This is a genomic window from Lentzea sp. NBC_00516 (assembly GCF_036346835.1).
Classification (GTDB): Bacteria; Actinomycetota; Actinomycetes; order Mycobacteriales; family Pseudonocardiaceae; genus Lentzea; species Lentzea sokolovensis.
Map to the genome: position 1 here is coordinate 4,033,857 of NZ_CP107840.1, position 26,349 is coordinate 4,060,205.

31 protein-coding genes are annotated in these 26,349 nt (G+C 69.8%); 13 read left to right on the plus strand and 18 right to left on the minus strand.

Annotated elements, in window-relative coordinates; genetic code table 11:
- Positions 1 to 21 precede the first annotated feature (21 nt).
- A complete protein-coding gene (locus tag OG205_RS17770; RefSeq protein WP_330277360.1) occupies positions 22 to 585 on the minus strand; it encodes a TetR/AcrR family transcriptional regulator in 564 nt (187 codons plus the stop codon).
- Positions 586 to 705: 120 nt separating this feature from the next.
- On the opposite strand from OG205_RS17770, the gene OG205_RS17775 reads away from it, so the two are divergent.
- Positions 706 to 1,674, plus strand: a complete 969-nt coding sequence (locus OG205_RS17775) for an SDR family oxidoreductase (RefSeq protein WP_330277361.1) — start codon at positions 706 to 708, stop codon at positions 1,672 to 1,674.
- Positions 1,675 to 1,759: 85 nt separating this feature from the next.
- Positions 1,760 to 2,293 carry a dihydrofolate reductase family protein gene (locus tag OG205_RS17780; RefSeq protein WP_330277362.1) on the plus strand — a complete coding sequence of 178 codons (534 nt, stop codon included), beginning with the start codon at positions 1,760 to 1,762 and terminating at the stop codon, positions 2,291 to 2,293.
- On the opposite strand, the gene OG205_RS17785 is transcribed toward OG205_RS17780, so the two are convergent.
- From OG205_RS17785 to OG205_RS17805, 5 genes are all read right to left on the minus strand, one after another.
- A complete protein-coding gene (locus tag OG205_RS17785; protein WP_330277363.1) occupies positions 2,278 to 3,243 on the minus strand; it encodes a VWA domain-containing protein in 966 nt (321 codons plus the stop codon). The genes OG205_RS17780 and OG205_RS17785 overlap by 16 nt on opposite strands.
- Complete coding sequence (locus OG205_RS17790; protein WP_330278178.1) at positions 3,240 to 4,121, minus strand: DUF58 domain-containing protein; 882 nt, start codon at positions 4,119 to 4,121, stop codon at positions 3,240 to 3,242. The genes OG205_RS17785 and OG205_RS17790 overlap by 4 nt, the downstream gene beginning before the upstream one ends.
- A gap of 59 nt (positions 4,122 to 4,180) precedes the next feature.
- Entirely contained in the window at positions 4,181 to 5,230 is a 1,050-nt protein-coding gene (locus OG205_RS17795) for an AAA family ATPase (protein ID WP_319973182.1), read from the minus strand.
- A gap of 61 nt (positions 5,231 to 5,291) precedes the next feature.
- The gene (gene mobA / locus OG205_RS17800) at positions 5,292 to 5,822 is read right to left on the minus strand and encodes a molybdenum cofactor guanylyltransferase (RefSeq protein WP_330277364.1); all 531 of its coding nucleotides are present in this window, start codon (positions 5,820 to 5,822) and stop codon (positions 5,292 to 5,294) included.
- Positions 5,819 to 6,502: a TetR/AcrR family transcriptional regulator gene (locus OG205_RS17805; protein ID WP_330277365.1), complete on the minus strand. Its 684-nt coding sequence runs from the start codon at positions 6,500 to 6,502 to the stop codon at positions 5,819 to 5,821. Before OG205_RS17805 ends, mobA begins: the two co-directional genes overlap by 4 nt.
- A 77-nt stretch (positions 6,503 to 6,579) precedes the next feature.
- Between OG205_RS17805 and OG205_RS17810 the strand changes: the two genes are divergently transcribed.
- Both OG205_RS17810 and OG205_RS17815 read left to right on the plus strand, forming a co-directional pair.
- Positions 6,580 to 7,488 carry an ATP-binding cassette domain-containing protein gene (locus OG205_RS17810; RefSeq protein WP_330277366.1) on the plus strand — a complete coding sequence of 303 codons (909 nt, stop codon included), beginning with the start codon at positions 6,580 to 6,582 and terminating at the stop codon, positions 7,486 to 7,488.
- Entirely contained in the window at positions 7,485 to 8,228 is a 744-nt protein-coding gene (locus OG205_RS17815; RefSeq protein WP_330277367.1) for an ABC transporter permease, read from the plus strand. The genes OG205_RS17810 and OG205_RS17815 overlap by 4 nt, the downstream gene beginning before the upstream one ends.
- On the opposite strand, the gene OG205_RS17820 is transcribed toward OG205_RS17815, so the two are convergent.
- Positions 8,215 to 9,087, minus strand: coding sequence for an aldo/keto reductase (locus OG205_RS17820; protein WP_330277368.1), 873 nt, complete (start codon positions 9,085 to 9,087; stop codon positions 8,215 to 8,217). The two genes, OG205_RS17815 and OG205_RS17820, sit on opposite strands and share 14 nt — an antisense overlap.
- 27 nt (positions 9,088 to 9,114) lie before the next feature.
- Here OG205_RS17820 and OG205_RS17825 point away from each other — a divergent pair, with 27 nt between their 5' ends.
- The 4 genes from OG205_RS17825 (at position 9,115) to OG205_RS17840 (ending at position 11,727) form a co-directional block, all read left to right on the plus strand.
- Positions 9,115 to 9,456 (plus strand): DUF2203 domain-containing protein, encoded by a 342-nt coding sequence (locus OG205_RS17825; RefSeq protein ID WP_330277369.1) that lies wholly within the window; start codon positions 9,115 to 9,117, stop codon positions 9,454 to 9,456.
- A 195-nt stretch (positions 9,457 to 9,651) separates the two neighbouring features.
- On the plus strand, positions 9,652 to 10,200 hold the full coding sequence (locus OG205_RS17830) for a cysteine hydrolase family protein (protein WP_093588544.1): 549 nt from the start codon (positions 9,652 to 9,654) through the stop codon (positions 10,198 to 10,200).
- Positions 10,197 to 11,099: a GlxA family transcriptional regulator gene (locus OG205_RS17835; protein WP_330277370.1), complete on the plus strand. Its 903-nt coding sequence runs from the start codon at positions 10,197 to 10,199 to the stop codon at positions 11,097 to 11,099. The genes OG205_RS17830 and OG205_RS17835 overlap by 4 nt, the downstream gene beginning before the upstream one ends.
- 73 nt (positions 11,100 to 11,172) lie before the next feature.
- Entirely contained in the window at positions 11,173 to 11,727 is a 555-nt protein-coding gene (locus OG205_RS17840; RefSeq protein WP_330277371.1) for an isochorismatase family protein, read from the plus strand.
- On the opposite strand, the gene OG205_RS17845 is transcribed toward OG205_RS17840, so the two are convergent.
- The 4 genes from OG205_RS17845 to OG205_RS17860 are packed head-to-tail and all read right to left on the minus strand — an operon-like array spanning position 11,724 to position 13,507.
- Positions 11,724 to 11,894, minus strand: coding sequence for a hypothetical protein (locus OG205_RS17845; protein ID WP_330277372.1), 171 nt, complete (start codon positions 11,892 to 11,894; stop codon positions 11,724 to 11,726). The genes OG205_RS17840 and OG205_RS17845 overlap by 4 nt on opposite strands.
- Before the next feature lie 55 nt (positions 11,895 to 11,949).
- Positions 11,950 to 12,339, minus strand: a complete 390-nt coding sequence (locus OG205_RS17850; RefSeq protein WP_330277373.1) for a hypothetical protein — start codon at positions 12,337 to 12,339, stop codon at positions 11,950 to 11,952.
- On the minus strand, positions 12,336 to 12,977 hold the full coding sequence (locus tag OG205_RS17855) for an epimerase (RefSeq protein ID WP_330277374.1): 642 nt from the start codon (positions 12,975 to 12,977) through the stop codon (positions 12,336 to 12,338). Before OG205_RS17855 ends, OG205_RS17850 begins: the two co-directional genes overlap by 4 nt.
- Positions 12,974 to 13,507 (minus strand): TetR/AcrR family transcriptional regulator, encoded by a 534-nt coding sequence (locus OG205_RS17860; protein ID WP_330277375.1) that lies wholly within the window; start codon positions 13,505 to 13,507, stop codon positions 12,974 to 12,976. The genes OG205_RS17855 and OG205_RS17860 overlap by 4 nt, the downstream gene beginning before the upstream one ends.
- 14 nt (positions 13,508 to 13,521) lie before the next feature.
- Between OG205_RS17860 and OG205_RS17865 the strand changes: the two genes are divergently transcribed.
- Positions 13,522 to 14,031 carry a GNAT family N-acetyltransferase gene (locus tag OG205_RS17865; RefSeq protein ID WP_330277376.1) on the plus strand — a complete coding sequence of 170 codons (510 nt, stop codon included), beginning with the start codon at positions 13,522 to 13,524 and terminating at the stop codon, positions 14,029 to 14,031.
- A gap of 43 nt (positions 14,032 to 14,074) precedes the next feature.
- On the opposite strand, the gene OG205_RS17870 is transcribed toward OG205_RS17865, so the two are convergent.
- The 3 genes from OG205_RS17870 to OG205_RS17880 all read right to left on the minus strand — a co-directional run bounded on the left by OG205_RS17870 (position 14,075) and on the right by OG205_RS17880 (position 17,875).
- Positions 14,075 to 15,397: an NlpC/P60 family protein gene (locus OG205_RS17870; RefSeq protein ID WP_330277377.1), complete on the minus strand. Its 1,323-nt coding sequence runs from the start codon at positions 15,395 to 15,397 to the stop codon at positions 14,075 to 14,077.
- Positions 15,398 to 15,541: 144 nt separating this feature from the next.
- Positions 15,542 to 17,056, minus strand: coding sequence for a class I adenylate-forming enzyme family protein (locus OG205_RS17875; protein WP_330277378.1), 1,515 nt, complete (start codon positions 17,054 to 17,056; stop codon positions 15,542 to 15,544).
- Between the two features lie 9 nt (positions 17,057 to 17,065).
- On the minus strand, positions 17,066 to 17,875 hold the full coding sequence (locus OG205_RS17880; RefSeq protein WP_330277379.1) for an SIR2 family NAD-dependent protein deacylase: 810 nt from the start codon (positions 17,873 to 17,875) through the stop codon (positions 17,066 to 17,068).
- 18 nt (positions 17,876 to 17,893) lie between these two features.
- Here OG205_RS17880 and OG205_RS17885 point away from each other — a divergent pair, with 18 nt between their 5' ends.
- The 3 genes from OG205_RS17885 (at position 17,894) to OG205_RS17895 (ending at position 21,251) form a co-directional block, all read left to right on the plus strand.
- Positions 17,894 to 18,346, plus strand: coding sequence for a hypothetical protein (locus OG205_RS17885; RefSeq protein ID WP_330277380.1), 453 nt, complete (start codon positions 17,894 to 17,896; stop codon positions 18,344 to 18,346).
- Positions 18,343 to 19,866 carry a proline-rich domain-containing protein gene (locus tag OG205_RS17890; RefSeq protein WP_330277381.1) on the plus strand — a complete coding sequence of 508 codons (1,524 nt, stop codon included), beginning with the start codon at positions 18,343 to 18,345 and terminating at the stop codon, positions 19,864 to 19,866. Before OG205_RS17885 ends, OG205_RS17890 begins: the two co-directional genes overlap by 4 nt.
- An 83-nt stretch (positions 19,867 to 19,949) precedes the next feature.
- Positions 19,950 to 21,251, plus strand: a complete 1,302-nt coding sequence (locus tag OG205_RS17895; protein WP_330277382.1) for an FAD-dependent monooxygenase — start codon at positions 19,950 to 19,952, stop codon at positions 21,249 to 21,251.
- On the opposite strand, the gene OG205_RS17900 is transcribed toward OG205_RS17895, so the two are convergent.
- The 3 genes from OG205_RS17900 to OG205_RS17910 are packed head-to-tail and all read right to left on the minus strand — an operon-like array spanning position 21,171 to position 25,299.
- Positions 21,171 to 23,960 (minus strand): BTAD domain-containing putative transcriptional regulator, encoded by a 2,790-nt coding sequence (locus OG205_RS17900; RefSeq protein WP_330277383.1) that lies wholly within the window; start codon positions 23,958 to 23,960, stop codon positions 21,171 to 21,173. The genes OG205_RS17895 and OG205_RS17900 overlap by 81 nt on opposite strands.
- Positions 23,960 to 24,592, minus strand: a complete 633-nt coding sequence (locus tag OG205_RS17905) for a hypothetical protein (protein WP_330277384.1) — start codon at positions 24,590 to 24,592, stop codon at positions 23,960 to 23,962. The genes OG205_RS17900 and OG205_RS17905 overlap by 1 nt, the downstream gene beginning before the upstream one ends.
- Positions 24,589 to 25,299 (minus strand): ABC transporter ATP-binding protein, encoded by a 711-nt coding sequence (locus OG205_RS17910; RefSeq protein ID WP_330277385.1) that lies wholly within the window; start codon positions 25,297 to 25,299, stop codon positions 24,589 to 24,591. Before OG205_RS17910 ends, OG205_RS17905 begins: the two co-directional genes overlap by 4 nt.
- 19 nt (positions 25,300 to 25,318) lie before the next feature.
- Here OG205_RS17910 and OG205_RS17915 point away from each other — a divergent pair, with 19 nt between their 5' ends.
- Entirely contained in the window at positions 25,319 to 25,729 is a 411-nt protein-coding gene (locus tag OG205_RS17915) for a hypothetical protein (protein WP_330277386.1), read from the plus strand.
- On the opposite strand, the gene OG205_RS17920 is transcribed toward OG205_RS17915, so the two are convergent.
- A complete protein-coding gene (locus tag OG205_RS17920; protein WP_330277387.1) occupies positions 25,726 to 26,268 on the minus strand; it encodes an EF-hand domain-containing protein in 543 nt (180 codons plus the stop codon). The two genes, OG205_RS17915 and OG205_RS17920, sit on opposite strands and share 4 nt — an antisense overlap.
- Positions 26,269 to 26,349: the final 81 nt, after the last annotated feature.

Genomic DNA, 26,349 nt, shown 5'->3' on the forward strand with positions numbered 1-26,349 from the left:
GCCGAAGCTGCCCCCTCGCGGTCAACCGGTCGCGGAGAGGGTGCGCAGATCGTCGAAGGCTTGAGCGAGGTGCGCGTCCAAGCCCTGTCCGGGGTCGTTCGTCCAGGCTTGGACCGCCTGGCGGTAGGCGGCCCAGCCGGTCTGAGCCGCGAGCGCGGCCAGCCGGTCGGGGACGGCGCGCTGCCGCAGCGCCTCCGCCACGACGTCGGCGAGCGACGCGTGCTTGGCCAGCTCGCGTTCGCGTAGCGCCGGTGTGGCGGCGATGACCGCGAATCGCGGCTCCGCGAACGAGCGGTTGGCCTCGAGTGCCCGGCCGGTTCTCCGGAAGGCGCAGAGCAGGATCTCGAACGGCTGCAGACCCTCTGGCGCCTCGGCCACCGCCTGCGCCAGAGACGCGCGCAGATCGTCCTCACCGTCGAACAGGACCTCACGCTTGTCTGCGAAGTGCCGGAAGTAGGTGCGCTCGTTGACGCCGGCACGGGCCGCGATCTCAGCCGTGGTCGTCCGATCGAAACCACGTTCCTGGAACAGCTCCAGGGCCGCCTGCTGAAGGCGGCGGCGCGCTTCCAGTCCGCTTCTCGGCATGCCCTGAGCCTACCGGGTCATGTCAGTGACTGGCGCCACGTTGCGCCAGTCACTGACGTAACGTGTAGCGTCAGTGACTGTCACCAAGTAGCGCCAGTCACTGACATAAACAGGAGTGCCATGCGAGTCTTCGTCACCGGCGGTTCCGGTCAGACCGGCCCCACCGTCGTCACCGAACTCATCGAGGCGGGCCACACCGTCATCGGTCTGGCACGCTCGGACGCGTCCGCCACCCGGCTGGAGGCACTGGGCGCCACCTCTCACCACGGCTCCCTGGACGACCTCGACAGCCTGCGCAACGGCGCCGACGCCGCCGATGGTGTCCTGCACATGGCCTACGGCGGCGACTACGCCGATCCGGACGCGCTCGCCCGTCGCGACTGCGGCGCGATCGAGGCGCTTGGTCAGGGCCTTGCCGGGTCCGGTAAGCCGTTGGTCATCACGTCAGGCACGTTGGTGATGCCGGGTGGCCGGGTCAGCACCGAGAAGGAGGCACCGGATCCCGACTCGGTCGTCGCCGTTCGTGTGGCGGGCGAGCGGGCGTGCCTGAGCTTCGCGGATCAGGGGGTGCGAGCCAGTGTCGTGCGACTCGCGCCGACCGTTCACGGCCCAGGCGACCACGGGTTCATCCCTGCTCTCATCGCCGCCGCGCGCAGGGCGGGTGTCTCGGCCTACATCGGGGACGGCGCCAACCGGTGGCCGGCAGTCCACCGCTCGGACGCCGCCAGTCTCTTCCGCCTGGCGTTGGAGAAAGCTCCCGCCGGAAGCGTGCTTCACGCCGTTGGCGAAAGCGCCGTGACGATCAAGAGCATCGCCGGGCAGATCGCGCGCATCCTCGGCGTCCCCAGCGTCCCGCTCACCCTCGAACAGGCCGCCGAGCACCTCGGACACCCTTTCTTGGCAAGGTTCTTCTCCCTCGACGTACCCGTCTCCAGCGAGCACACACAGGCCCTCCTGAACTGGTCGCCGAAGCACAGGACGTTGCTGGAGGACCTCGAGACCGGCGACTACTTCACCCCGCAAGCCAGCGCTCGCGCCGAGGAGATCTGGTCGCCACACCACGGAACGCGCGCGCACAGCCAAAGCTGACCCACGTCTCATCGCTCGTGCCGGGCGCCGCGACAGCGCGATACTGGAACACCGCTTCACGTGCTCGACGATCGAGGAACCCACAATGATCATCACGATGGCCTCGGTCTCGCTGGACGGGTTCTTCGAAGACCCCGATCACGACATCGGCTGGCACCACATGAGCGACGAGCTGCACAGCCACGTCAACGCCGAACTGGCGAAGATGAGCAGGTTCCTCAACGGCCGCCGCAACCACGAGCTGATGCTGCAGGCGTGGCCGCACGCCGAGGACAACCCCGGCTGGCCGCGGGCGATGCTCGACTTCGCCCCGATCTGGCGGGACATGCCCAAGATCGTCTACTCGCGCACGCGGCGGTTCACCGACTGGAACACCGAGACCCGCACCGAGGTCGTTCCGGACGAGATCCGAAAGCTCGAAGGCGACAGCATGGTCGGCGGCAACGAGCTGCTCCAGACGTTCTTCGAGCACAACCTGGTCGACGAGATCCGGCTCTACGTCAACCCGGCCGCGATCGGCGGCGGCACGCCGTTCTTCCAGAAGCCGAACGCCCTGGCACTCAAGGGCACCAGGGCGTTCGACAACGGAGTCGTACTGCTCACCTACGGCAGGCGCTGACCCAGCAACAAAGCAGCGGCGGCCGCGAACATGGCCGTCATCGTGCCGAGCAGCAGCCACGGCTTCGAGGCGTCGGCCTGTTTCTTCTCGTAGCCGATCTGCTCGCCGAGCGTGTCGTAGACGCGGCGCAGTTCCTCGGCGGACGCGGCCTTGAAGAACTCGCCGCCGGAGATCTTCGCGATCTCCTTCATCGAGTCGTCGTCGACGGGCACGGACTGCTGCCGTCCCTCGATGTCGACCACGCCGTCCTCGGTGCCGAACGAGATCGTGGAGATCGGGGTCCCGGCCTTCTTCGCGTCCTCGGCCGCGTCGAAGGCTTTCCTCGTCCCGACGGTCTCCTTGCCGTCCGTCATCAGCACGATGCGGGCGGGCGGCGGGCCCTCGGCGCCGCCGACGACCTTGCCGAACGAGTCGATCGACGCCATCGCGGCCACCAGCGCGTCACCCGTGGCGGTCGACTGGGCGAGCTTGAGTCCGTCGATCGACTGCGTGACGGCGGCACGGTCCGTCGTCGGCGCGACCAGCACGGTGGCCGAGCCGGCGAACGAGATCAGGCCGAGGTTGATGCCCGGAGTGAGGCCCTCGGCGAACGACTTGGCGGCCACCTGCGCGGCCTCCAGCCGGGACGGCTTGACGTCCGTGGCCTTCATCGACAGCGACACGTCGACCACCAGCATCACGGTCGCCCGGTTGCGCGGGACCCGCTGCTCGGACGTCGGACCGGCCAGCGCGACCGTCAGCAACGCGAGCGCGGCCAGCAGGAACGCCGCCGGGACGTGCCGCGACCAGCGTTCCCGCTTGGGCGCGACCTTCTCCAGCAGTTCCAGGTTCGTGAACCGCAGCACCCGCTTGCGCCGGACCCGTTGCGCCACCACGTATCCGGCGGTGAGCAGCCCGACCGCGAGCAGCAGCAGGAACCACCACGGGGCGACGAAGTTCGAGAAGCTCATGCGACACCCCCAGACCAGCGACGCTTGCGCGCCACCACGAAACGAACCGTGTCCGCGATCCAGTCCGAGTCCGTCCGCAGCACCAGGTGCCCGGCGCCCGCACGGCGCAGGCCCGCCGCCACCTCGCCCCGGTGTTCCGCGGCAGCGGCGCCGAACTCCTTGCGCAGCAACGCGGACGCGGTCACCTCGCGCTGCCGGCCGCTCTCCGGGTCGGACAGCACCACGGTGCCGACCTCGGGCAGGTCGACGTCACGCGGGTCGACGACCTCGATGGCCACGATGTCGTGACGCGCGGACAAGGCGCGCAACGGCCGTTGCCACTCCATGCCGCCGAGGAAGTCGGAGACCACCACGATCAGGCCGCGCCGGCGAGGCGGGCGGCGCAGTTGTTCCAGCAACGCCGCCAGGTCGCCGCGCGTGCCCTCGGGCGCCCGGTCGATCTCGGCGATCTTGCGGATCATGCCGCGCGCGTGCGCCAGGCCACCGCGGGCCGGGATGCGGACGTTCTCGGCACCCGTCGAGACGGCGGCGCCGATCCGGTTGCCACCGCCGCGCGTCAGGTGCGCGACCGCGGCGGTCGCGGCGATGGCCAGATCGCGCTTCTCGCAGGCGGCGGTGCCGAAGTCGAGCGACGGCGACAGGTCGATCGCCATCCACGTCTCCAGCTCGCGGTCCGCGACCGTCTCCCGGATGTGCGGGATCGTCGTGCGGGCCGTGACCGCCCAGTCCATCCGGCGCACGTCGTCACCGGGCTGGTAGGTGCGCGCCTCGCCCGGCTCGGAGCCCGGCCCCGGCACGAGGCCGAGGTGGTTGCCCTGCAGCAGACCGTCGAGACGGCGCCGGACCTCGAGTTCCAGCATGCGCAGCGCGGCTTCCATCTTGACGCCGCGCAGGATCGGAGGCGCCCACGACGGGCGCTCGGCGGTCTCTTTGTCGCTCACTGCCTACCAGCCGGAACCGGCTGCTGCGGACGGGCCGACACCTGCGGCAACGGCACGATCTGCAGCACGCGGGTGATGATGTGGTCGAGCGGCACGCCGTCGGCCAGCGCGTCGTAGGAGAGCACGAGACGGTGGCGCAGCACGTCCGGGACGACGTCCACGACGTCCTGCGGCAGCACGTAGTCACGGCCGCGCACGAGCGCGAGGCCACGTGCGGCGGCGATGATGCCGAGCGACGCACGCGGCGAGGCGCCGTAGGCGACCCAGCCGGCGACGTCGGTGAGGCCGTGCTCGCCGGGCGCGCGAGTCGCGATCACCAGGCGCACCACGTAGTCGACGAGCGCGTGGTGGACGAAGACGCGCGACGCGACGCCCTGCAGGCGCACCAGCTCCTCCGGGGAGAGGACCTGGTTCGGCGTGGGCGCCTCGACGCCCATGCGGTAGACGATCTCGCGCTCTTCCTCGGCGGTCGGGTACTCGACCTGGATCTTGAACAGGAACCGGTCGCGCTGCGCCTCCGGCAGCGGGTACACGCCCTCGTTCTCGATCGGGTTCTGCGTCGCCAGCACCAGGAACGGGTTCGGCATCGGGAACGTGCGGCCACCGATGGACACGTGCCGCTCGGCCATGACCTCGAGCATCGCCGACTGCACCTTGGCGGGCGCGCGGTTGATCTCGTCGGCGAGCACGAAGTTCGCGACGACGGGTCCGAGCTCGACGTCGAACGTCTCGGTGGACTGGCGGTAGATGCGGGTGCCGAGGATGTCGGCGGGCACCAGGTCGGGCGTGAACTGCACGCGGGAGAACGAGCCGCCGACCACGCGGGCGAACGTCTCCACGGCGAGCGTCTTCGCGACGCCCGGCACACCTTCGAGCAGCAGATGGCCCTTGGCCAGCAGACCCACGAGCATCCGCTCGACGAGCCGGTCCTGGCCGACGATGACCCGCTTCACCTCGAACACAGTGCGTTCGAGCAGCTGGGCGTCACGAGCCGGGGTGACGGGCGCCGATGCGTTCGGCGTTGCCTCGGCGGCGGGCTCGGTCACGTGCGGGCCTCCATGCGGAACAGGGTTTACCGATTGTGGAACAGTCTTACCCTTCGCCTGTTCAACCGCTGTGAAGGGTGTCCAGGTCGGCGGGTGTGTCGACGTCCTGAGCCTCACCGGGCAAAGCGGACACTTCGACGGGGTCGAGCACCAGCAGAGTCTTGCGCAACGGCAGATTCCGTGGATCTTCGGGGAGGGCTTCGCGCAGCTCAGCGACGTTCCAGAAGCCGATCAGCCACTGCACGCGGTCGTCGGAGAGCACGGCGTTGCGTCCCGCGCCGCGCAGCCTCGCGATGGTGTCCTTCGTGAGGCCTGGCTGGTCGACGGCGAGCACCGCGACCCACTCCTCGGTGATCTTCGCCAGTCCGGCGGCCAGTCCGGCGAGCGGTCCTCCGCCGGGCGGGTCCTCGCGTGCCCAGATGACGCCGGGCAGGTCCTTCTCCGGGCCCACAACGACTTTCTGACTCGCGTCGTCCACAACGGACAGGACGTGGTCGAGCAGCGTCGCGTCTCGATAGGACAGTGCGGCCTTGTCGACGCCACCGAGCCGTTCGCCCATGCCGCCGGTGAGGATGATCACCGCGTACGTCATGCCCTGCCTCCGATGTGCGTCGCGACGCCCTCCAGGAACAGGTGCAGGCCGAAGTCGAACTCCGCCGCCACGTCCTCGGCGTCGTAGAGATCGTCCACGTCGAACACACCGGCCGCGATGATCTTGGCGAGCGCGGGCATCTTGCGCGGGTCGACGATCTCGCGCAGCTTGCGTCCGTACTCGTCACTGAACGCCGCGGGGTTGTCCCCGTAGCCCTGGGTCAGCGTGGCGGTCAGGCGCGCCTCCCCGTGCACGAACGTGATCAGGCCCATCACGACGCCGACCTTCTCCCCCGCCTCCAGCGGCGTGCCGTCGAGCGCGCCGAGCGCGCTGTCGAACCAGGCGAGGTTCCTCGGGCCGAGCGGCGGGCCACTGATCGGGATCTGCAGGACCCACTGGCGCTTGCGGATGGTCTTGAGCACCGCTTTCGCCCAGAACCCGAGCTGGTCGCGCCAGTCGCCGTCCGGCAACGGGGGCGGGTCGTCCATCGCGGCGTCGCCCATCAGCGTGAGGAGCTCGTCCTTGCTCTTCACGTGCCGATAGAGCGCCATCGTCGCGTTGCCCATCTCCTGCGCGACGCGGGCCATCGACACGGCGGCGAGCCCCTCGGCGTCCGCGACCGCGATGGCGGCCCGCGTGATGTCGGCGGCGTCGATGGTCGGCTTGCGCCCCCTCTTCATGCCCTCTAGTCAAACAGATGCGTATGCCATACGCTCATTTAGGTTTTGCGTATTAGGTACGCATAAAAGGGGGTTCCATGATCGTCGAGACAGAGGGTCTGACGAAGAGATACGGCTCGAACACCGTGTTGAACGGCCTGGACCTGAAGGTCGCGGAAGGATCCGTGCTCGCGTTGCTCGGGCCCAACGGCGCGGGCAAGACCACCGCGATCCGCATCCTGAGCACGCTGACCAGGCCCGATGGCGGCGCGGCCCGCGTGTGCGGGTTCGACGTGGAGCGGGAGGGCGCGGCCGTGCGCGGCGTGATCAGCCTGACCGGCCAGTACGCGGCGGTGGACGAGGAGCAGACCGGCCGGGAGAACCTGGTCATGATCGCCCGGCTGCGCCGTTTCACCCGGCCCGCGGCCCGTGCGAGGGCTGTCGCGTTGCTGGAGCGGTTCGACCTGCTCGACGCGGCGGACCGGCGGGTGCGCACCTACTCCGGCGGCATGCGCCGGCGCCTGGACCTCGCGATGAGCCTGGTGGCACGGCCGCGGCTGCTGTTCCTGGACGAGCCGACCACCGGCCTCGACCCGGTCAGCCGCACGACGATGTGGGACGCGATCGGCGACCTGGTGCGCGACGGCGTGACGATCTTCCTCACCACCCAGTACCTGGAGGAGGCCGACCGCCTCGCCGACCGGATCGTGGTGCTGCACAACGGAGGCGTCGTCGCGGACGGCACCGCGGACGCGTTGAAGAACTCGGTCGGCGGCACCCGCCTGGACCTGACCTTCTCGTGTGCCGAGGACGCGTTGCGAGCGCAGGCCGTGGCCGGTGGAGTGGCCGACGGACTGACGCTGAGCGTGCCGTCCGACGGCAGTGCCGTTCATCTGCACCACGTGCTGGACGAGTTGCTGGCGGCGCGGGTGAGCGTGTCGCGGGTGTCCGCGCACCGCCCGACCCTGGACGACGTCTTCACCACCTTGACGGCGGTGGCGGCATGACCGTCTCGCTGACGATGATCGGCCGCGGCATCCGGCTGAGCCGCCGCAACCTCGACACCCTGATCATGGCGGTCGTGCTGCCGGTGCTGATGATGGCGTTGTTCGTCTACGTGTTCGGCGGCGCGATCAGCTCGACGCAGTCCTATGTGGACTACGTGGTTCCCGGCATCCTCGTGCTGTGCACCGGCTACGGCGCCACGTCCACCGCGATGTCCGTGGCCGACGACATGAAGAAGGGCGTGGTCGACCGGTTCCGCTCGATGCCGATGAGCGGTTTCACCGTGCTGACCGGCCACGTCGTCGCGTCGGTCGCCCGCAACGCCCTGGCGACGTTCGCGGTGGTGCTGGTGGCTTTGTTGATGGGCTTCCGGCCGACCGCGTCGCTGGGTTCCTGGATCCTGGCGATGGGCGTGCTGCTGCTCTACGTACTGGCGCTGTCATGGCTCGCGGCGGGCTTCGGGGTGATCGCGCGCACCGTCGAGTCGGCCAGCCTGCTCGGCTTCTTCATGCTGTTCATCCCGTACCTGAGCAGCGCGTTCGTGCCGGTGGCGACGATGCCGACCTGGCTGCGCGCCGTCAGCGAACACCAGCCGATCACGCCGGTCATCGAGACCGTCCGCGCTCTGCTGACCGACCAGCCCGTGTCGTCGGGCTGGCTCGCACTGGCGTGGTCGGGCGGCCTGCTGGTCGTGGCCTTCGGGTGGGCCACCTGGCTGTTCCGGCGGATCAGCTCCCGTTGAGGTGCGCGGCGTCGAGGCGGGTGAGCTCATCCGTGGTGAGGCTCAGCCGTCCCGCCTCGACGTTCTGCCGCAGGTGCTCCGGGTCGCCCGTGCCCGGGATGACCAGCACGTGCGGGCCTCTCGCGAGCGTCCACGCCAGCCGGATCTGCGCGGGCGAGACGTTGCGGGCGTGCGCGATCTCGGTGACCACGTCGTCGTCGGCCGACGTGCCGGCCTCCTGGTTGGCGCCGGTGAGCGCGAAGAACGGCACGTACGCGACGCCCCGCTCCCCGCAGACGCCGACGAAGTCGTCCTGCTCGGGGTGGTGCCCGAGCCCGTAGGAGTTCTGCACGCACACCACGGGCGCGATCCGCTGCGCCTGGTCGAGGTGGTGCGGCTTGACGTTGGACAGCCCGAGGTGCCGGATCAGCCCGTCCTGCCGGAGCGCCGCGAGCTGCTCGAAGTGCGCGCTGACGTCGTCCAGCCCGCTCACCCGCAGGTTGACCACGTCGAGGTGGTCGCGGCCGAGCTGCCGCAGGTTCTCCTCGACCTGTCCCCGCAGCTGCCGCGGCGTCGCGAGCGGCAGCCACTCCCCCTGCGGCGTGCGGCCGGGCCCGACCTTGGTGACGATCACCAGGTCCTCCGGGTACGGCGAGAGCGCGCTGTTGATCAGCTCGTTCGCCGACCGCGTGGCGGAGAAGTAGAAGGCGGCCGTGTCGACGTGGTTGACCCCGAGCTCGACGGCCCTGCGCAGCACCTCGATCGCCTGCCCGCGGTCGCGCGGCTCGGCCCGGCGGTCGAACGCCGTCCCCCGCTGCGGCAGCCGCATCGCGCCGAACCCGATCCGGTTCACGGTGAGGTCACCCAGTCGCCACGTCATTCCCGCCACTGTGCCAGCCTTGGCGCCGTGCCACTGTTCACCCTCGCCGAAGCCAGGACCGAACTCGAACGCCTGCTGCCGTCGCTGGACGAGATCGTGCGCCTGCGGGCCGACGCCGCCGAACTCGCCGTCGGCGGGTCCTCGCTGGGCGGGTTGCCGGAGTTCAAGGCCGCGCAGGCCCGGCTGGACGAGCTGATGGAGACCGTGCAGGCGACCGGGGCGGAGCTGAAGGGCTTCGCGCCACTGCTGGTGGACTTCCCGTCGGAGATGGACGGCGTGCCGGTGCTGCTGTGCTGGCTCGAAGGCGACCGCGAACTGGTCTGGTACCACCGGACGGACCTGGGGTTCGCGGGCCGCCGCCCTCTCTGACCAGGAGCGAGGAGACCCGCGAGCAGCAGCACGTCGATCTGGGCACCGTCTGTGCGCGCCCAGGTGGGGGTCTGCGGGATCGCCGGCCAGCACGTGAACGTCCACAACCCGATCTTCGCGCGGTGACCGGATCCGTCCGCTCCTCGGCCGGGTCGTGCCTCGTGCCCGGTGCCCGCGCCGACCAGGCTGGTGGTCATGAAGCGAGCATTGATCGTCATCGACGTGCAGGAGTCGTTCCGTCAGCGCCCCAACTGGGCCGAGGTGTCCAACCCGGACGTCGTCGGCAAGGTGAACCAGCTGGTCGACCTGAGCCGCGACGCCGGTGACCTGGTGGTGTGGGTGCTGCACTCCGAGCCCGGCTCCGGCGACGTGTTCGACCCCGCGCTGGGTCACGTGCGGCTGATCGACGGGCTCAAGCCCCTCGACGACGAGCCGGTGCTGACCAAGACCGCGCACAACGCGTTCACCACGACGAACCTGCAGCAGACGCTGACGACGCGGGGGGTGCGGGAGTTGCTGATCAGCGGCATCCGGACCGAGCAGTGTTGCGAGACGACCACGCGGGTCGGGTCGGATCTCGGGTTCGACATGACCTTCGTGACGGACGCGACCGCCACTACGCCGTTGCCGCACTGGCGGACCGGGAAGGTGCTCGGGGTCGAGGAGATCATCGAGCGGACCGAGTACGTGCTGGCGGGCCGGTTCGCGCGGATCTCGGATGTCGCTACGCTGACCGGATCGTGACCAGAGTCGTCTTCCTGCTCGTTCCTGGACTGCACCTGCTCGACCTCGCGGGGCCGGCGCAGGTGTTCTCCAGCGCCGCCGACCTGGTGGACGGGTACGCGCTGTCCTACGTCGGCGACATGGACACCGTGCCCAGCCATCAGGGCGTGCCGCTGGGCGCGTCACGTGAGTTGCCCTCTCTTGAGGTGGACGACCTCGTGTTCGTGCCGGGGTGGCGGTCGCCGAAGATCGTGGGCACCGGACATCTGAGCGAACGCGCGTTGGCGTGGGTGCGCGCGCACCACGCCAACGGCGGCACGGTGGCGAGTGTGTGTGCCGGCGCGGATGCGTTGGGGCGCGCCGGTTTGCTCGACGGACGGCGTTGCACCACACATCACGAACTGCAGGAGGAACTCGCACGGCGCTATCCCGCAGCACACGTCGTGCGTGACGTCTTGTTCGTGGAGGACAACAGGGTCGTGACGTCCGCGGGCATCGCGAGCGGCATCGACCTCGCGTTGCATCTGGTCGCCGTACGCCACGGGCCCACGGTCGCCGCCGCGATCGCACGCACGATGGTCATCTACGCGCGCAGGAACGGTGACGACCAGCAAGCCAGCGTGCTGCTGCGGCACCGCTCGCACATCAACGAGACCGTGCACCGCGTTCAGGACGTCATCGAGTCACGCCTCGCCGACCGTCTCTCGCTCGCGGACCTCGCCGTCCACGCCGGTTGCAGCGAACGGACCGTGACGCGGTTGTTCGGCCGTGCGACGGGCATGACGCCGTTGAAGTACCAGCAGGCGTTGCGCGTCGAACGGGCCGAACACCTGATCAGTCAAGGCGCCACGGTCGAGACCGCCGCGCGCAACGTCGGTTTCGAGGACGCCCGGATGTTGCGGCGGCTGCGTTCCCGCTGAGCCGCACGCGTGCGGCCGTCCACAGTCGACGGAACACCCTTGCACGCCATCGGAAGCGGCCTAAGCTGGCCGCGTGACGACTCTGGCGAACCGCCCCGGCACCGCGTTGCTCGTGATCGATGTCCAGAACGGCGTGGTGAACCACGCCCACAACCGCGACGAGGTCGTCGCCAACGTCGCCGCCCTCGTCGGCAAGGCGCGCGCGGCCGGTGTCGACGTCGTGTGGGTGCAGCACAGCAACGCCGAGCACATGCCCAAGGAGTCCGACGGCTGGCAGTTCGTGCCCGAGCTCAAGGTCGCCGACGGCGAACCCGTGGTGCACAAGACCTACGCCGACTCGTTCGAGGCGACGGACCTCGAGGAAGTGCTGGCGGGCAAGGGAATCGGCAGCCTCGTGGTGTCCGGCGCGCAGACCGACGAGTGCATCCGCTCGACCCTGCACGGCGCCGTGGTGCGCGGCTACGACGCTCTGCTGGTCAGCGACGCGCACACGACCGAGGACCTGTCGGAGTACGGCGCGCCCACCCCGGACAAGGTCATCGCGCACACGAACCTGTACTGGGAGAACCACACGGCGCCGGGCCGCACCGCGGGCGTCGTGAAGACCGAGGACGCGTTCGAGTCCTAGGCGGAGAACTTCTTCAGCTCACCGGCCGGGAAGTAGTTCTGCGTGTCGGCACTGATGCGCACGAGGATCTTCCCGCGCTCGTCGTCGAAGTGGACGACGGTGCCGACGTTGCCCGTCATCGTCGTGCCGGTGATCTGAACGGTGTCGCCGATCTTGAAATCGCCCATGGCACCCGATCGTAACGACGAGGTCCGACACCGGCATCTCCAACTCGGGACGCGGTCAGGCCTGCGTGATGAGGTGCCTGCTCGGCATGTAGTCGATCTTCCAGTCCTCGTACACGCCACAGAGCCCGCACTTCAGGCAGCGCAGCCCGACGGTCAGCCAGCGCACCTCGCCGTCCGGGCGGCACGACGACCCGAGCGCGGCGGCGAACTCCTCGCCGCCGCAGGTGCACTCGCACTCCTCCGCGTCCTCGTCGTCCCAGTGCTCCTCGGAGTCGGCGATGAACTCCGCGAGGCCGCAGCCGAGGCAGGTCCGGCGCAGCGCCTGGTCCTCGGTCATCTGGACGTGGAACGACTTCTCGCCGCACCCGCCGCACACGGACTCCACGACGTGCGTGACCTCGTAGCCGTCCTCCTGGTACTCGCGGATGGCCTCCTCGAGCGTCATCCCGCGATCCGGTTGATCTCGTCGCTGCGCAGCACCCGCGCCGCCTGAGCGCCCTTGGCCAGCGCCACCATCGCGCGTCCGAGCTCGTCGGTGCTCGTGACGAACTTCGGCGCCACCTTCTTCAGCACCGGCATGAGCCACGAGGACCACGAGTAGACGTAGCGGTAGATGCGGGTGCGCGACGTGATCCCGTGCCGTGGCTGGATGAAGCCCGGTCGCACCACGAACACCGGCCGGTCCAGCGCCAGCAGCTCGTTCTCCGTGCGTCCCTTCACCCGCGCCCACATCGTCTTGCTCTCGGCGTCGGCGCCCTCACCGGACACGTACACATAGGTGCCGCCGACGACGCGTGCGGCCTCAACCGCGTAGTCGTGCGTCACGGGCGTGTACTCGGCCTCGCTCAGACCCGCGGACGTCACGCCCATGCAGTAGAAGCACGCATCGGCGTCGGCCAGGTCCGCCGCGATCGGCGACAGGTCACCGAAGTCGGCGTGCACCACGTGCCGCAGCTTGGGATCCGCCACGGCCGACGGCGAGCGCCCGACCGTGACCACGGAGTCGACGACCGGGTCGAGCAGGCACTCCCGCAACGCGCCCTGACCGACCATTCCGGACGCACCGAACACCACGATCTTCACCCGGCAAAACTAGCCCCCACCGCCGCGGTGACGCGCTCGCCGTCCCCCGTCGCGAGCAGGTCGAGCAACGCGCCCCGCAGCAACGCGAGGTCACGCGTGCGCGACGCCAGTCCGGCAGCGGTGTCGCGCACGTCCTCGGGCTGAGCGGCGCGCAACACCTCCAGCCAGTCCTCCACAGTCGCACGCGCGAAGCCCGCCCACGGCCCGTCAGGCTCCACGAGAGAACGCGCGTAGGCCTCCAGCCACAACGTCAGCAACGGCCGGTGCGCGGGCGCGGACAGCCACTCCCACAGCCGCGCGACGACGCCGGGACCGGTGCCGATGTCGGCGAGCAGCTCCAGTTCGTCGGCACGCGCCCGCGCCAGCAGAGCCCTGACCAGGCCTTCCTTGCTGCCGAACAGGTAGAGCAGCACGCGTGTGCTCGATCCGATGGCCGCCGCCAACGGCCGCAGCGACACGTCCGCGAGGCCGTGGGTGAGCACGTACCGGTAGGCGGCTTCGAGCAGTTCGGTCTCCCGGGCGGACGGCATGGCAGTATCTTGGCATGACTGAAACAGTCGTGTCAGTGGAGGCGACCATGCTGATCCGCCCGCTCGGCCGGCCCGGTGACCTCGGCTGGGTGGTCCAGGCACACGGCGAGCTCTACGCGTCCGAACTCGCCTGGGACACCTCGTTCGAGGCGTTGGTCGCCAAGATCGTCGGCGACTACGCGGACGACCACGACCCCGCGAGAGAGGGTGCGTGGATCGCCGAACTCGACGGCCAACGCATCGGATGCGTGCTCTGCGTTCGTGAGGACGACACGACGGCGAAGTTGCGCGTGCTGCTCGTGCATCCGAACGCGCGTGGCCACGGCGCGGGCAACAAACTCGTCAGCACGTGCATCGAGTTCGCCCAGAAAGCGGGCTACGAACGCATGGTGTTGTGGACGGTCGCCGGCCTCGCGTCCGCCAGGAAGATCTACGAGGCGCACGGGTTCGAACTGGTCGAGGAAACACCCCAGCACAGCTTCGGCCACGACGTGACCGGCCAACTCTGGGCACGTGACCTCTGAGCGACAGATACGGTGGCCCGCTCCCGGCGGGCCACCGATCCGATCACAGCATGCGAGTCACGTACGGCATGATCCCGCCGTACCGCACGGGGGAGATCCGCACCACGGCACCGGAATGCGGCGCCTCCACCATCATCCCGCCGCCCAGGTACAACGCCACGTGCGTGCCGCCGCCAGGGCCCCAGAAGATCATGTCGCCGGGGGCCATCTGCGACAACGGCACCTTGCGGCCGGAGTTGTACTGGTAGCCGCTGTAGTGCGGCAGGTACACGCCAGCGCCCGCGAAGGCGTACATCATCAGGCCCGAGCAGTCGAAGCCGATCTTGCGGTAGTCGCCGTACGAGTCGGCGACGCCGCCGTCGCGCACGCCGTACGTCGGGCCGTAGTGGTTCCCGCCGCCCCACGCGTAGATGACACCGCGCTGAGCCAACGCCCGGTTGATCACGGTCTGCACGCGGTTGCCGGACGGCGCGGGCGCCGAGGCTGCCGGGCGAGGTGCCTGAGCCTGAGCCTGCGGAGCGGCGGCGGCAGCGGCAGCGGCTGCCGCGGCGGCCCTGCGGGCGTTCTCCTCGTCCTCGCGCTTCTTGGCCTCGGTCCACTGGTCGTACTGCTGGCGTTGCGCTTCCAGCCCGTTGACGGCACCTCGCGCCGAGGCGAGCTCACGCTCGACGGCGTCCTTGTTGGACTGCAGCTCCTCGGTCGCCGCTGCCTGCGCCGAGTGCGCGTCCACGGCCACCTGCTGGGCCTGCTCGGCGACCTTCTTGGCCTCGTCGGCGGCGGCCTGCTTCGCCTCCGCCTTCTGCAGCGCGGCACGGGCGGCGGAGTCGAGGTTCGCGGCCGTGCCCTGGTCGCGGGTCACCTGGTCGAGCCGGTTCAGGCTGGACGCGGACACCGCCTCCAGCATCTGGGCACGGGCCAGCAGGTCCTCCGGCGACTTGGCGCCGATGTACGCGGAGAACGACCCGACGGTCGTGCCCTGCGCGTAGGAGGCGGCCGCGAACTCGTCCAGTTCGAGGCGGCTCTTCTCCACGGCCTTGGAGGCCGCGTCGGCCTCGACACGGGCGGCCGAAGCCTCACGGCGGGCGGTCTCGGCCTCCGAGATCGCCGTTTCCAGGTCCACCCGGGCCTTGTTGGCGAGCTCGCGTTTGTACGAGACCTCGTCGAGCAGCTCCTGCAGGCGTGACTCCGCCTGCGTGAGCCGCCCGGTCAGCTCGCCGACGCGGGCCGCCTTCGCGTCCGCCTCTGCCCGTGACGCCGAGATCTCCGAGTCACTGGGGTTCGGCGGAGGAGGCGGCACGGCAGCGGCCGTCCCCGTGAGGACGGCCGTCATCAACACCGCGACCACGGCGGAGAGTCGTGTCAACACGGGACATCACCTCCAACCGCATTAGACCAATCAGACGCATCCGGCGCATCAGGAACTAACGCACCGTCAACCACACGTGTCACAGTGGAACACGGTCGGTGGTCCTTTTGGGACGATCGAAGTCTGGCGTGTCGCCGGTATGGACTAGTTGACGCCGCGGTCCCTGCCTGCCCAGTACGGCTCGCGGAGCTTGAACTTCTGGATCTTGCCGGTCGCCGTGCGCGGGATCGAGTCGCGGAACTCGATCGACGTCGGCGCCTTGTACCCGGCGAGTCGCTCCTTGCAGTGCTTGATCAGCTCCGCCTCGGTGACCTCACCGGAGAGCACGACGAGCGCCTTGATCGTTTCACCCCACTTCTCGTGGGGCACGCCGATGACCGCGACCTCGGCGACGGCTGGGTGCGAGAACAGGCAGTCCTCGACCTCGATGGACGAGACGTTCTCGCCGCCGGTGATGATCACGTCCTTCTTGCGGTCGGAGATCGTCAGGTGGCCGTCGTCGTCGAAGTAGCCGCCGTCGCCGGTGCGGAACCAGCCGTCCTCGATCGCGTCCGCGGTGGACTCCGGGTTCTCCCAGTAGCCCTCCATGACCACGTTCGACCGCGCGAGCACCTCGCCGTTCTCGGAGATCCGCAGCTGCGCGCCCAGGGCCGGCGCGCCCGCCCGTGACTGCTTCTTCGCCTTCTCCTCACCCTCCGGACCCGGCTGGGCCCGGTTGAAGGTGAGCAGCGGCGCCGTCTCGGTGAGGCCGTAGATCTGCAGGAACTCCCAGCCGAGTTCCTCGGTCACCCGCTGGATCGTGCGCGAGGGCGGCGGCGCACCGGCACACACGATCCGTACGGTGTCACGGCCGGGGATCTCGCCGTCCCACGTCTGCGCTGCGTCCAGCACGGCGTTCCACACGGCCGGTGCGCCACACATGAGCGTGACGCCGTGGTCGCGCACACGGCGCAGGATCTCGGCGCCATCGACCTTGCGCAGCACCACCTGCGGCACACCGAGGCCCGCGAGTCCGAACGGCATTCCCCAGCCGTTGCAGTGGAACATCGGCAGCACGTGCATGTACACGTCGCCCTCCCACGCACGGGTGTGCATGGCGAACGTGACCGCGTTCAGCCAGATGTTGCGGTGCGTCAGCTGCACACCCTTGGGGCGCGCGGTCGTTCCGGACGTGTAGTTGATGGTGGCTGTCGCGTCCTCCGAGGGCGCGCTCCACGGCCGTGGCTCCACATCGAACCGAAGCAGCGACTCGGACTCCTCGCCGAGCGTGAACCGGTGGCGCGCCACGACGTCGTCCAGTTCCAGCTCGGGGTCGACGAACAACGCCGACGCGCCGCTGTGCTCGACGATGTACTTCACCTCGTCAAGGCGCAGGCGGAAGTTCACCGGCACGCAGATGCGCCCGCTGCCGGGAAGCGCGTGCAGCAGTTCCAGCATCCGCGCGGAGTTGTGGCTGACGACGGCGACCCGTTCGCCCTCGCCGACGCCCAGTGCGTCGAACCCGGCCTGCCACGCGCGCACACGGGTCGCCATCTCGGCGTACGTCGTCGTCGCGACCGGCTTCGCGGGCTGGTCCGGTTCGTCGATGGCCGCCGTCGTCGCTCCGAACGCGAACGACGCGCGGTCCAGGAAGTCCGTGGTGATCAGCGGTACGCGCATGAAGCGACCCTACGACCAGGTGCTCGGATCTCCCCAGGACGAGAATTTGCCTCCCCCGGATGGAGGAACGGAACTGAGATCGGGAAGCACGTCGGCGACGGGTTCGTGCAGCACAACGGCCGCCACGGAGTCGTACGGCGTGGGTTCGGCGTTGCAGATGATGACCTGGGCACCGGCTTTGGCCGCCAGCGGCACGAGGCCCGCGGCGGGCTGCACGGAGAGCGATGTTCCCGCCACCAGCAGCACATCGCAGTCCAGGGCGGCGAGGCGGGCGCGGCGCAGCACCTCGCCGTCGAGTTCCTGCCCGAACGAGACCGTGGCGGACTTGAGGATTCCCCGGCAGCGCGGGCAGTCCGGCTCCTGCTCGCCCTCGGCGACGCGCTTCAACGCGTCCCGCATCGGGCCCGTGGCACCGCATCCCAGGCACACGGTGGCGTGCAACGTGCCGTGCAACTCCAGCACGCGATGCGCGTCGGAGCCCGCCTTCTGGTGCAGGCCGTCGATGTTCTGCGTGACCACGGTGCGCAACCGGCCGGACCGTTCCAGTTCCACCAACGCCCGGTGCGCGGCGTTCGGCTTCGCGGTCCACACGGGACTGTCGAGCTTCGCCCGCCAGGAGCGCCTGCGCACCGCGGGGTCGGAGAGGTAGTCGTCCAGCGTCGCCCCGAGCCCGGCGTCGGCGTCGCGCGTCCACAGCCCGTCCGGGCCGCGGAAGTCGGGGATGCCCGAATCCGTGGAGACTCCGGCCCCGGTCAGCACCGTGATCCGGTGGGCGGACGCGACCAGCGCCCGTGCCGCTGCGCACGCCTCCGAGGCCATCGGTTCACACTAGTCCCCGTGCGCAGCGCTGTGGGAGCCGCGATCGCGGCAGTGGGCTTGGTCACCACCATCACCGGGACGTTCTTGCCGTGGCTGAAATCCGGATCGACCACGAGGGACAGTTACGAAGTGCTCTCGCTCCGTGATCTCGCCGGGTTGGACGGGGTGGCGGGCACCGTCGTGACGTCGATCTGGGTGGGGCTAACGCCACTGGCCATGGTCGCGATTGGTCTCTACGTAGTCCGATTTCCACGGTTTGCCGCGTGCGTCGGCCTTGTCTTTGGCACGATCGGGGGAACCGTGGCCCTACTAGCCACAGTCCAAGGGGACAGCAAGGGTGCTTTGGTCGGAATCAGCATCTCCGGACCAATAACGACACTTGCCGGTGCCGTACTGACGATCGTGGGGGCGATCACGGTGCTCACCTCCAACAGGCGCAGCGCAGTGATTACTCCGGGAGGAAAACCGTGAGCTACCCAGGTGGCGGCGGCGGCCAGTGGCAGCCGCAGAACAACCCGTACGGCCAGCAGCCGCAGCAGGGCGGCTACCCGCAGCAGCCGCAGCAGCCGGGTGGATACCCGCAGCAGGGCGGCTACCCCCAGACCGGGCCGCAGGGATTCCCGCAGCCGCCGCAGACCGGGCCGCAGGGTTATCCCCAGCAGGGCTACCCGCAGCAGGGTTACCCGCAGACGGGCCCGCAGGGCTTTCCGCAGCAGGGCTTCGAGCAGCAGCCGTTCGGCTACGCGCCGATGGGCGGCGAGCCGCCGAAGAAGAAGCGCACCGGCCTGGTCGTCACGGCCGTCGTCGCGGTGCTGCTGCTGATCGGCGGCGGCGTCACGTTCTTCGCGCTGAAGAAGGCCGACCCCGGCACGAACGCGGGTCAGGACACCCCGGCCGTCGCGGCGAAGAACCTCATCGAGCAGCTGGGCAGCGGTGACGTCGTCGGCATCATGGCGTCGCTGGCACCCGCCGAGGCCGCGCTGTCCAAGGACTACATGGACTCGATGACGAAGGAGATGAAGCGTCTCGAGATCCTCAAGCCAGAAGCCGACCCGAACAAGCTGACCGGCGTCGAGTTCAAGAGCGAGAACATCAAGTTCGACGAGGCGGCCGCCGAGAAGATCAACGACCACCTCACCATCAACAAGCTGGTCGAGGGCAAGATCACGATCACCTCGGACGCGTCGAAGATCCCGCTCACCGACAAGCTCGTGGACGCGCTCGGCACCGAGTTCAGCACGACCACGTCGAAGTCCGAGACCGTCGACATCACCGCCGAGGTGAAGAAGCGCGGTATGCCGATCGGCATCGCGTCGATCAAGGTCGGCGACAAGTGGTACCCGAGCGCCTTCTACACGATCGCCAACGCGGTCCTGGAGGAGGACAAGAAGAAGTGGCCGGCGCAGGGCATCGCGGCGCAGGGCGCGAGCTCGGCGGAGGACGCCGCGAAGCAGATGGTGAACGCTGCGCTGGACAGCGACCTGACGAAGGTCATCGCGCTGCTGCCGCCCGACGAGGCCGGTGTGCTGCAGGACCTCGGCCCGTTGCTGCTGGCCGAGGCCGGCAAGCAGAAGCCGACCGGCGCCAAGCTCAACGCGCTGGAGACCGACGTCAAGGACGTGACCGGCGGCAAGCAGGTCACGGTCAAGAAGCTGTCGATCACCGCGGAGGGCGAGACCATGACGATCACCCGCGAGGGTGACTGCTACGCGGCCGACGTGCCCGGCCAGGGCTCGCAGAAGCTGTGCGCGAGCGAGATCACGCAGCTGCTGAAGCAGCAGGGCGGCAAGCAGATCCCCGCCGAGGCGATCGACGTCATCGGCCGGGTGGCCGGGTCGGTCATGAAGTCCGGCGTCGGCGTCGTCTCGACCGAGGTCGACGGCAAGTGGTACGTCAGCCCGGTCCGCTCGTACTACGAGCTGGCGCTCACGCTGTTCCGTGGCTTCGAGCCGAAGGACGTCGACGCGCTGATCGAGCTGCTCAAGAAGTAAGTATTCGCTGGTCAGACACGGCCCTGTCACCCGCAACAGCGCGGTGACAGGGCCGTGGCAGTTCGCAGGCCGAATCTCTGCTCATGGACATTCAGGTTCTGATCATCGGTGCCGGCCCGACCGGCCTCACCCTGGCGCTCGACCTCTCCCGGCGCGGCGTCCCGTTCCGCATCGTCGACGCTTCGTCGGCGCCGTTCGCCGGCTCGCGCGGCAAGGGCCTGCAGCCGCGCAGCATGGAGGTCTTCCACGACCTGGGCGTGATCGAGCCGGTGCTGGCGTCCGGCCGGCTCGACCTCACCATGCGCGCCTACCGGGGCCGCGAGGTGCTGCGCGAGTGGGACGTGCACGAGGGCCGCCACCCCACGACCGAGCGCCCTTACGCCCGCACGATGCTCATCCCGCAGTTCCGGGTCGAGCAGGTCCTACGCGAGGCTCTCCCCCAGGCCGTCGAGTACGGGATGCCGCTGACGTCGTTCACCCAGGACGACTCCGGAGTGACGGCGGTGGTGGGTGGGGAAACCGTACGCGCGAACTACCTGGTCGGGTGCGACGGCGGTAAGTCTTTCGTGCGCAAGGAACTCGGCGTCTCGTTCGTCGGCGAGACCCATGAGGACCTGCGGATGCTCATCGGCGACGTCCGGGTCTCCGGTCTCGACCGCGATCACTGGCACCAGTGGGGTGGCCGCATGGACAAGTGGCTCGCCCTCTGCCCGTTGCCCGGCACCGACCTCTTCCAGTTCCAGGCGACCGGCGACGGTGAGCCGTCCCTGGAGCTGTACCGGGAGATCGTCCGCGACCGCACCGGCCTGGACGACGTGATCCTGCACGACGCGACGTGGATGTCGTTGTACCGCACCAACATCCGCATGGTCGACAGGTTCCGCACCGGCCGGGTGTTCCTCGCGGGCGACGCAGCCCACGTGCACTCTCCCGCCGGCGCGCAGGGCATGAACACCGGCATCCAGGACGCCTACAACCTGGGCTGGAAGCTCGCGATGGAGACGCTGCTCGACACCTACGAGTCCGAGCGCAAGCCCGTCGCGGAGTGGCTGCTGGGCATGACGACCGCGCTCGTGATGTCCGGCAACCCGTTCGAACGGCGCAGTGACGAGACGCTGCAGCTCTCGCTGTCGTACCGGACGACCGACGGTGAAGGCCTGCAGGTAGGCGACCGCATGCCCGACGGCGTCACCGAGCAGGGCCGGATCTTCGACCTGCTGCGCGGCCCGGACTTCGTGACGCTCGACTTCCCCGACGGCCCGGTGCTCGTGCGCCCCGACGGGTACGTCGCCGCGATCGGCCGGTCAGCGATCGACGCCTACTTCGGCGCGAACCCGGTCACGCAGCTGCACCACCGCCGGGTCGCTGCTCGGACCGCCGCGTAGCCGTTCCGCCTCGCCCAGGGCGTCCCGCGCACCGCGTGTGTCGCCCTGGGCGCACAACCAGTCCGCGTACCACTCCAGCACCATCGCGCGGGCCGGGCCGTCAGCGCTCCTGTTGACGGTGTCGAGCGCGTGCCCGTGGTGCTCGCCCGCCTCCCCGAGTTGACCGAGGCGGGTCAGCGCCAGTCCCAGTCCGGCGTGGACGGTGGCGCGGAACTGCCTGGCGGGCGAGTCCTCCGTGGCGTCGAGCGCCTGCCGGTACAACGTGACGGCCTGCTCGAAGTCGCCGCTGAAGTACGCCATCTCACCGTAGGCCTGCGTGATCCGTGCCCGGTCCAGGCCGAACGGGGAGGGCGGCACCAGTTCCAGGTCCTCACGGGCGCCGGCGAGGTCACCGATCCTGATCTTGATGCGCGCCGCCTGCATGAGCACCGACATCGGTACCAGCACGGACTCCGGCTCGCCCAGCTCGGCGGCCACCTGCCGCGCCTCGGAGACCGCCTGGAAGCCCTCGGCGAACGCTCCCCGGTTGATCAGCACCATGACCAGGCAGGACAGCCCGAACACCACGGCCCACCGGTCCCCCACCGCCCGGAACCCGCGCAGCGCCTCCCGGTACGCCGTCTCCGCCCGCGGCGCGGAACCCTCGCTGAACTCACCGGCCACCAGCCCGCGCACGAGCGCCGCGAACGCGCGCATCCACGCGTCCGGCGACCGCTCCAGCCGACCGGCCAGCACCTCGAGCCGTTCCGCCAGCGCGGTCTGACCCCAGATCTGCCCGCTGGTCAGCATCAACGCGCACAGCGCCGTCGGGAGGTCCTCCTCCCACAACCGCTCCGCCGCTGCGAGGGCGGCCGGCGTGCCGAGCGAGGCCAGCACCTCCGAGAGCGGGTCGTCCGGCGTGAGCGCGGCCCAGCGGCGGATCTCCTCGAACCGCTTGGTCATCACCAGCCAATGCCACGTGCGCGCGGCCATCATGCGCCGCGCGACGGTCACGTCGTGCCGGACAGCCCACGCCTGCGCCGCGTCGAGGTTCGACCGTTCCACGTCGAAGACCTTCAACGCGTCCAGTTGCTCCGGGCCTCGCAGCAGCGGTTCGTTCCGCTCGGCCAGCGCGACGTAATAGGCGGCGTGCCGGGCGGGATCGGTTCGGCCCTGCTCCAACGCGTACTCGCGCACGGTCTCCAGCAACCGGTAGCGCTCGCCCGAACGAACGACCAGCGACTTCTCGACGAGCGCGGCCAGCAGGTCCTCGGTGTCCCAGAGGTCCTGATCTTGTCGGACCTCCTGAGTACGTTGAGATGTAGGGGTTCCCAGCTCGGGGGTACCCCTGCGCGAGCCTGCCCCGCACACGAAATGCACCGCCTCGGCCGTCGCCCCACCGACGAACACGGCCAGCCGCGCCAGCAGCGTGCGTTCGGCATCGTCCAGCAGTTCCCAGCTCCAGTCGATCACGGCACGCAACGTCCGGTGCCGCGCCGGCCCGGTCCGCGCGCCGCGGTCCAGCAGCCGCAGCCGGCTGTCCACCCGCGACTCCAGCTGCGCCGCCGACAACGATCGGGCGCGGGCCGCCGCGAGTTCCAGCGCGAGCGGAATCCCGTCCAGGGCAGCACAAACCCGCCGCACGACGCCGGGATCCAGCGCGGAGCCGACCCGTGCGGAGAACAGCCCGACCGCGTGGTCGAGGCCGAGCGGCGCCACCGGGTGCACGACCTCGCCCGGAATTCCCAGCGGCTCGCGTGAGGTCGCGAGCACGCGCGCGTCCGGCGCCTCGGCCAGCAACCGCACGCACAACGCGGCGGCCGCGTCCACGACGTGCTCGCAGTTGTCGAGCACCACCAGCGACGACCCGAGCCGCGAGAACAGCGGGGCCGCCAACGGGTTCGGACCCAGGGCGGCGTCCAGCGCCGCGAGCGGTTCGGCCGCCGAGTCCAGCTCGACGAACCACGCCTGCGGCACCGACGCGGCATGCGTCAGCGCGAGGCGCGTCTTGCCCACGCCGCCGAACCCGGTCAGCGTCACCAGCCGGTTGTCCCGCAACAGCTCCACCAGAGCTGCCAGGTCGCCGGCACGCCCGACGAACGAACCGACCGGCGCCGGCAGGTTGCCCCGCGAGACGCGCTCGCGCAGCACCGTCAGGTGGGCGGCCGCCAGCGCCTCACCGGGATCCACGCCCAGTTCGTCGGCCAAGGCCGAGCGAACGCGCGCGAACACCGCCAACGCGTCCGACCGCCGTCCGGCGGCGTTCAGCGCCAGCATCAACCGGGCCTGGACGTCCTCGCGCAACGGATGCGCGGCCGCCAAGGCCTCCAGCCCCGCGAGGTCGTCGCGCAGCAACGCCAGGCGTACGGCCTCGTCGAGAGCGAACGGCGCCTCCTCGAACGCCGCCCCGCGCCACAACGCCGCGTCACGCGTCCGTGCGAAGGCCTCGACGTCGGTCGACGCCTCCAGCCGGTACCCCGACGCGTGCGACGAGATCACCCCGGCACCGACCGACCGCCGCAGCCGCGACACGAGCGACTGCAACGCGGCGGGACCGTCCACCGGTGGCTCGTCCGGCCACAGATCGGCGATCAGCCGGTCCGCCGCCACGACGTGGCCGGGTTCCATCGCCAGCCGGATCAGCAACCAGCGCAGCCGTTTACCGCGCACCTCGACCGGTGCGCCGTCCACGGCCACGACCTGCAGCGGCCCGAGCACGTTGACCCGCATCAGGCCCGCCGCACCCCGGCCACGACCGCGGCTGCCACCAGGGCGACACCGACCGCCACCGTCCCCAGCAAGGACAGCGACGCCCTGTTGTGCCCCAGCGCGTCCAGCACCCACCCGAGCGGAGTGGCCCGCCCGAGCGGATAGGTCAGCACCACCACCGAGAACACCGCCAGCACGGTGCGCCCGATGGAGTCGAAAACGGGGCGGGCGAACATCAGGCCCACACCGACGCCCAGCAACGCACATCCAGTATGCGCGGCGAGTCCGACAAAGAATTCGCCCGCCGTGTACGGGTGCGGGTTCGTCACCACCGGCCACACCGCCGCCAGCAGTGCCATCGCCAGCGCGATCAACACCGAGACCAGCGCGGCCGCCGTCAGCACCCGCGACCACCCACCGGCGGACACGACGGTGATCTCGCGCCGCACCACGTCCTCGGACGTCGCCACCACGACGGCCATCCACGCCGCGATCGGGTAGAGCAACGCCGACGACCCCGAGTACGCCTCCAGCGGCTGCCCGGCGTCGGAGGAGAACAGCATCCCCATCACGCCGAGGAACACCAGCAGAGGCGCCAAATACCGTTGCCCGCGAAAGACATCAGCGGCGAGGTACCTTACGAGGGAGATCACCGCACACTCCGCACCGAGCACCCGAGCCGCAACGCCTCGGCGAGGACCTGATCACTGCGGTCCGGCGCCACGACCACCCGCACGGACGACCCGCGGGCCTGCACCGACCGCACGCCTTCCAACGCTTCCAGGACGTCCAACGCGGAAACCCGGCTGAGATCGATCGTCACGTGCCCACCCGCGAGGTCCACGCGCGTCGCGGAAGCCAGGTGTCCCTCGTGATCGGACACCAGCGCCGTCCGTTCCTCCAGCAACGACACCAGTTCGGCGGCCGCCGAGGCGTCGAGGCCGGTCCACGGCTCGTCGAGCACCAGCACGTCCGAGGCCAGAAAAGCCTGCGCCAGCGCGACCTTCTGCGCGTTGCCCTTGGACAGCTCCGACATCGGCGACGTCATCGAGCCGACGAAACCGAGCCGTTCCAGCACGTCGTTCGCCTCGGCACGCCGGATCCGTCCCATGTGCGCCAAATACGCCGAAGCGGACATCTTGACGTCAGAGGGAAAACGCTCGGGCACGTAACCGATCGAAGCAGGTCGCGAGACACGTCCAGACGTCGGCTTCAGCACCCCGGCGGCGATCTTGAGCAACGTCGACTTCCCGGTGCCGTTCGCGCCGGTCAGCACGGTCAGGCCGGACACCTCCAGAGAGAGGTCGCGCAGCACCCAGGGCCCGCGCCCGTACCGCTTGGAAACCTGATCGAGGAGCACCACGCCAAGATAACCACCCATGACGTCGCTTCCGCTCGCTTTGGCGTGCATCTGGCTCGGCATGGTGCTGGCGATCTCGATCGAGGCACCGCTGAAGTTCCGCGCGCCCGGCATCACGCTGCCACTGGGACTCGGCATCGGCCGGCTCGTGTTCCGCGCCCTGAACTCGGCGGAGATCGTGCTAGCGGCGGCCACGGCGATCACGTTCGCACTGGCCCCGCGCCCGATGGCCGCGACCGTTCTGTTGATCGCCCTGGCGCTGACGCTGGTGGTCCAGGTGACGGTGCTGCGGCCCCGGCTCGAAGTCAGGGCCGAGCTCGTCATCGCGGGCGAGACACCGCCGAAGTCCCGCTCACACCTGGTCTACATCGCGCTCGAAGGCCTGAAGGTGCTGATGCTGATCGCGTTCGCGATCGTCCTGCTGAGCTAGTTGCCGAACAGATGCGCGCCCATCTCCTCCGGCCCCTTGCTCGCGAAGGCCCCGCGCACGGCCGCCAGCCACTCGTCACGGCTGATCCTGCCGTCGCCGTCGAGGTCGACGCTCCGGAACGCACCGGCGGCGACCTCCTCCGCGATGCCGGCCACCCCGTACAGCACGACCACCTCGGACTGGTCGAGCATGCCGTCGCCGTCCTTGTCCGCGGCGGCGAACAGGTTCCCGGCGGCGGTGGCGACCGCGTCGAGGTAGTGCGGGTCCTCCAGCAGCCCCTGGCCGACCGCGGCGACGTACTCCTCGCGGGTGACCTTGCCGTCGGCGTCCGCGTCGGCCTGGCCGCGGATCTGCTCCCACCAGCCGACGTAGCCGACGAACAGCGACCGCGCCTCGTCCGTGCCCGGCGGGTGACCGAGCAGGTAGGCGAGCCGGTGCGCCAGCCCCTCGAAGTCCACGCGCGTGATCACTCCGCTGCGGTCGTGGTCGAGGGCGTCGAAGACGGTGCCGATGTTCGTCCTCTGGAGTTCGCTCAGCATGGTTTCGACGCTAGCCGGTTGATCGGCTCCAAATGTTCCTTCGATGGTGTGGTCGGCACGGAAGCCTCGTGACTTAGGGCA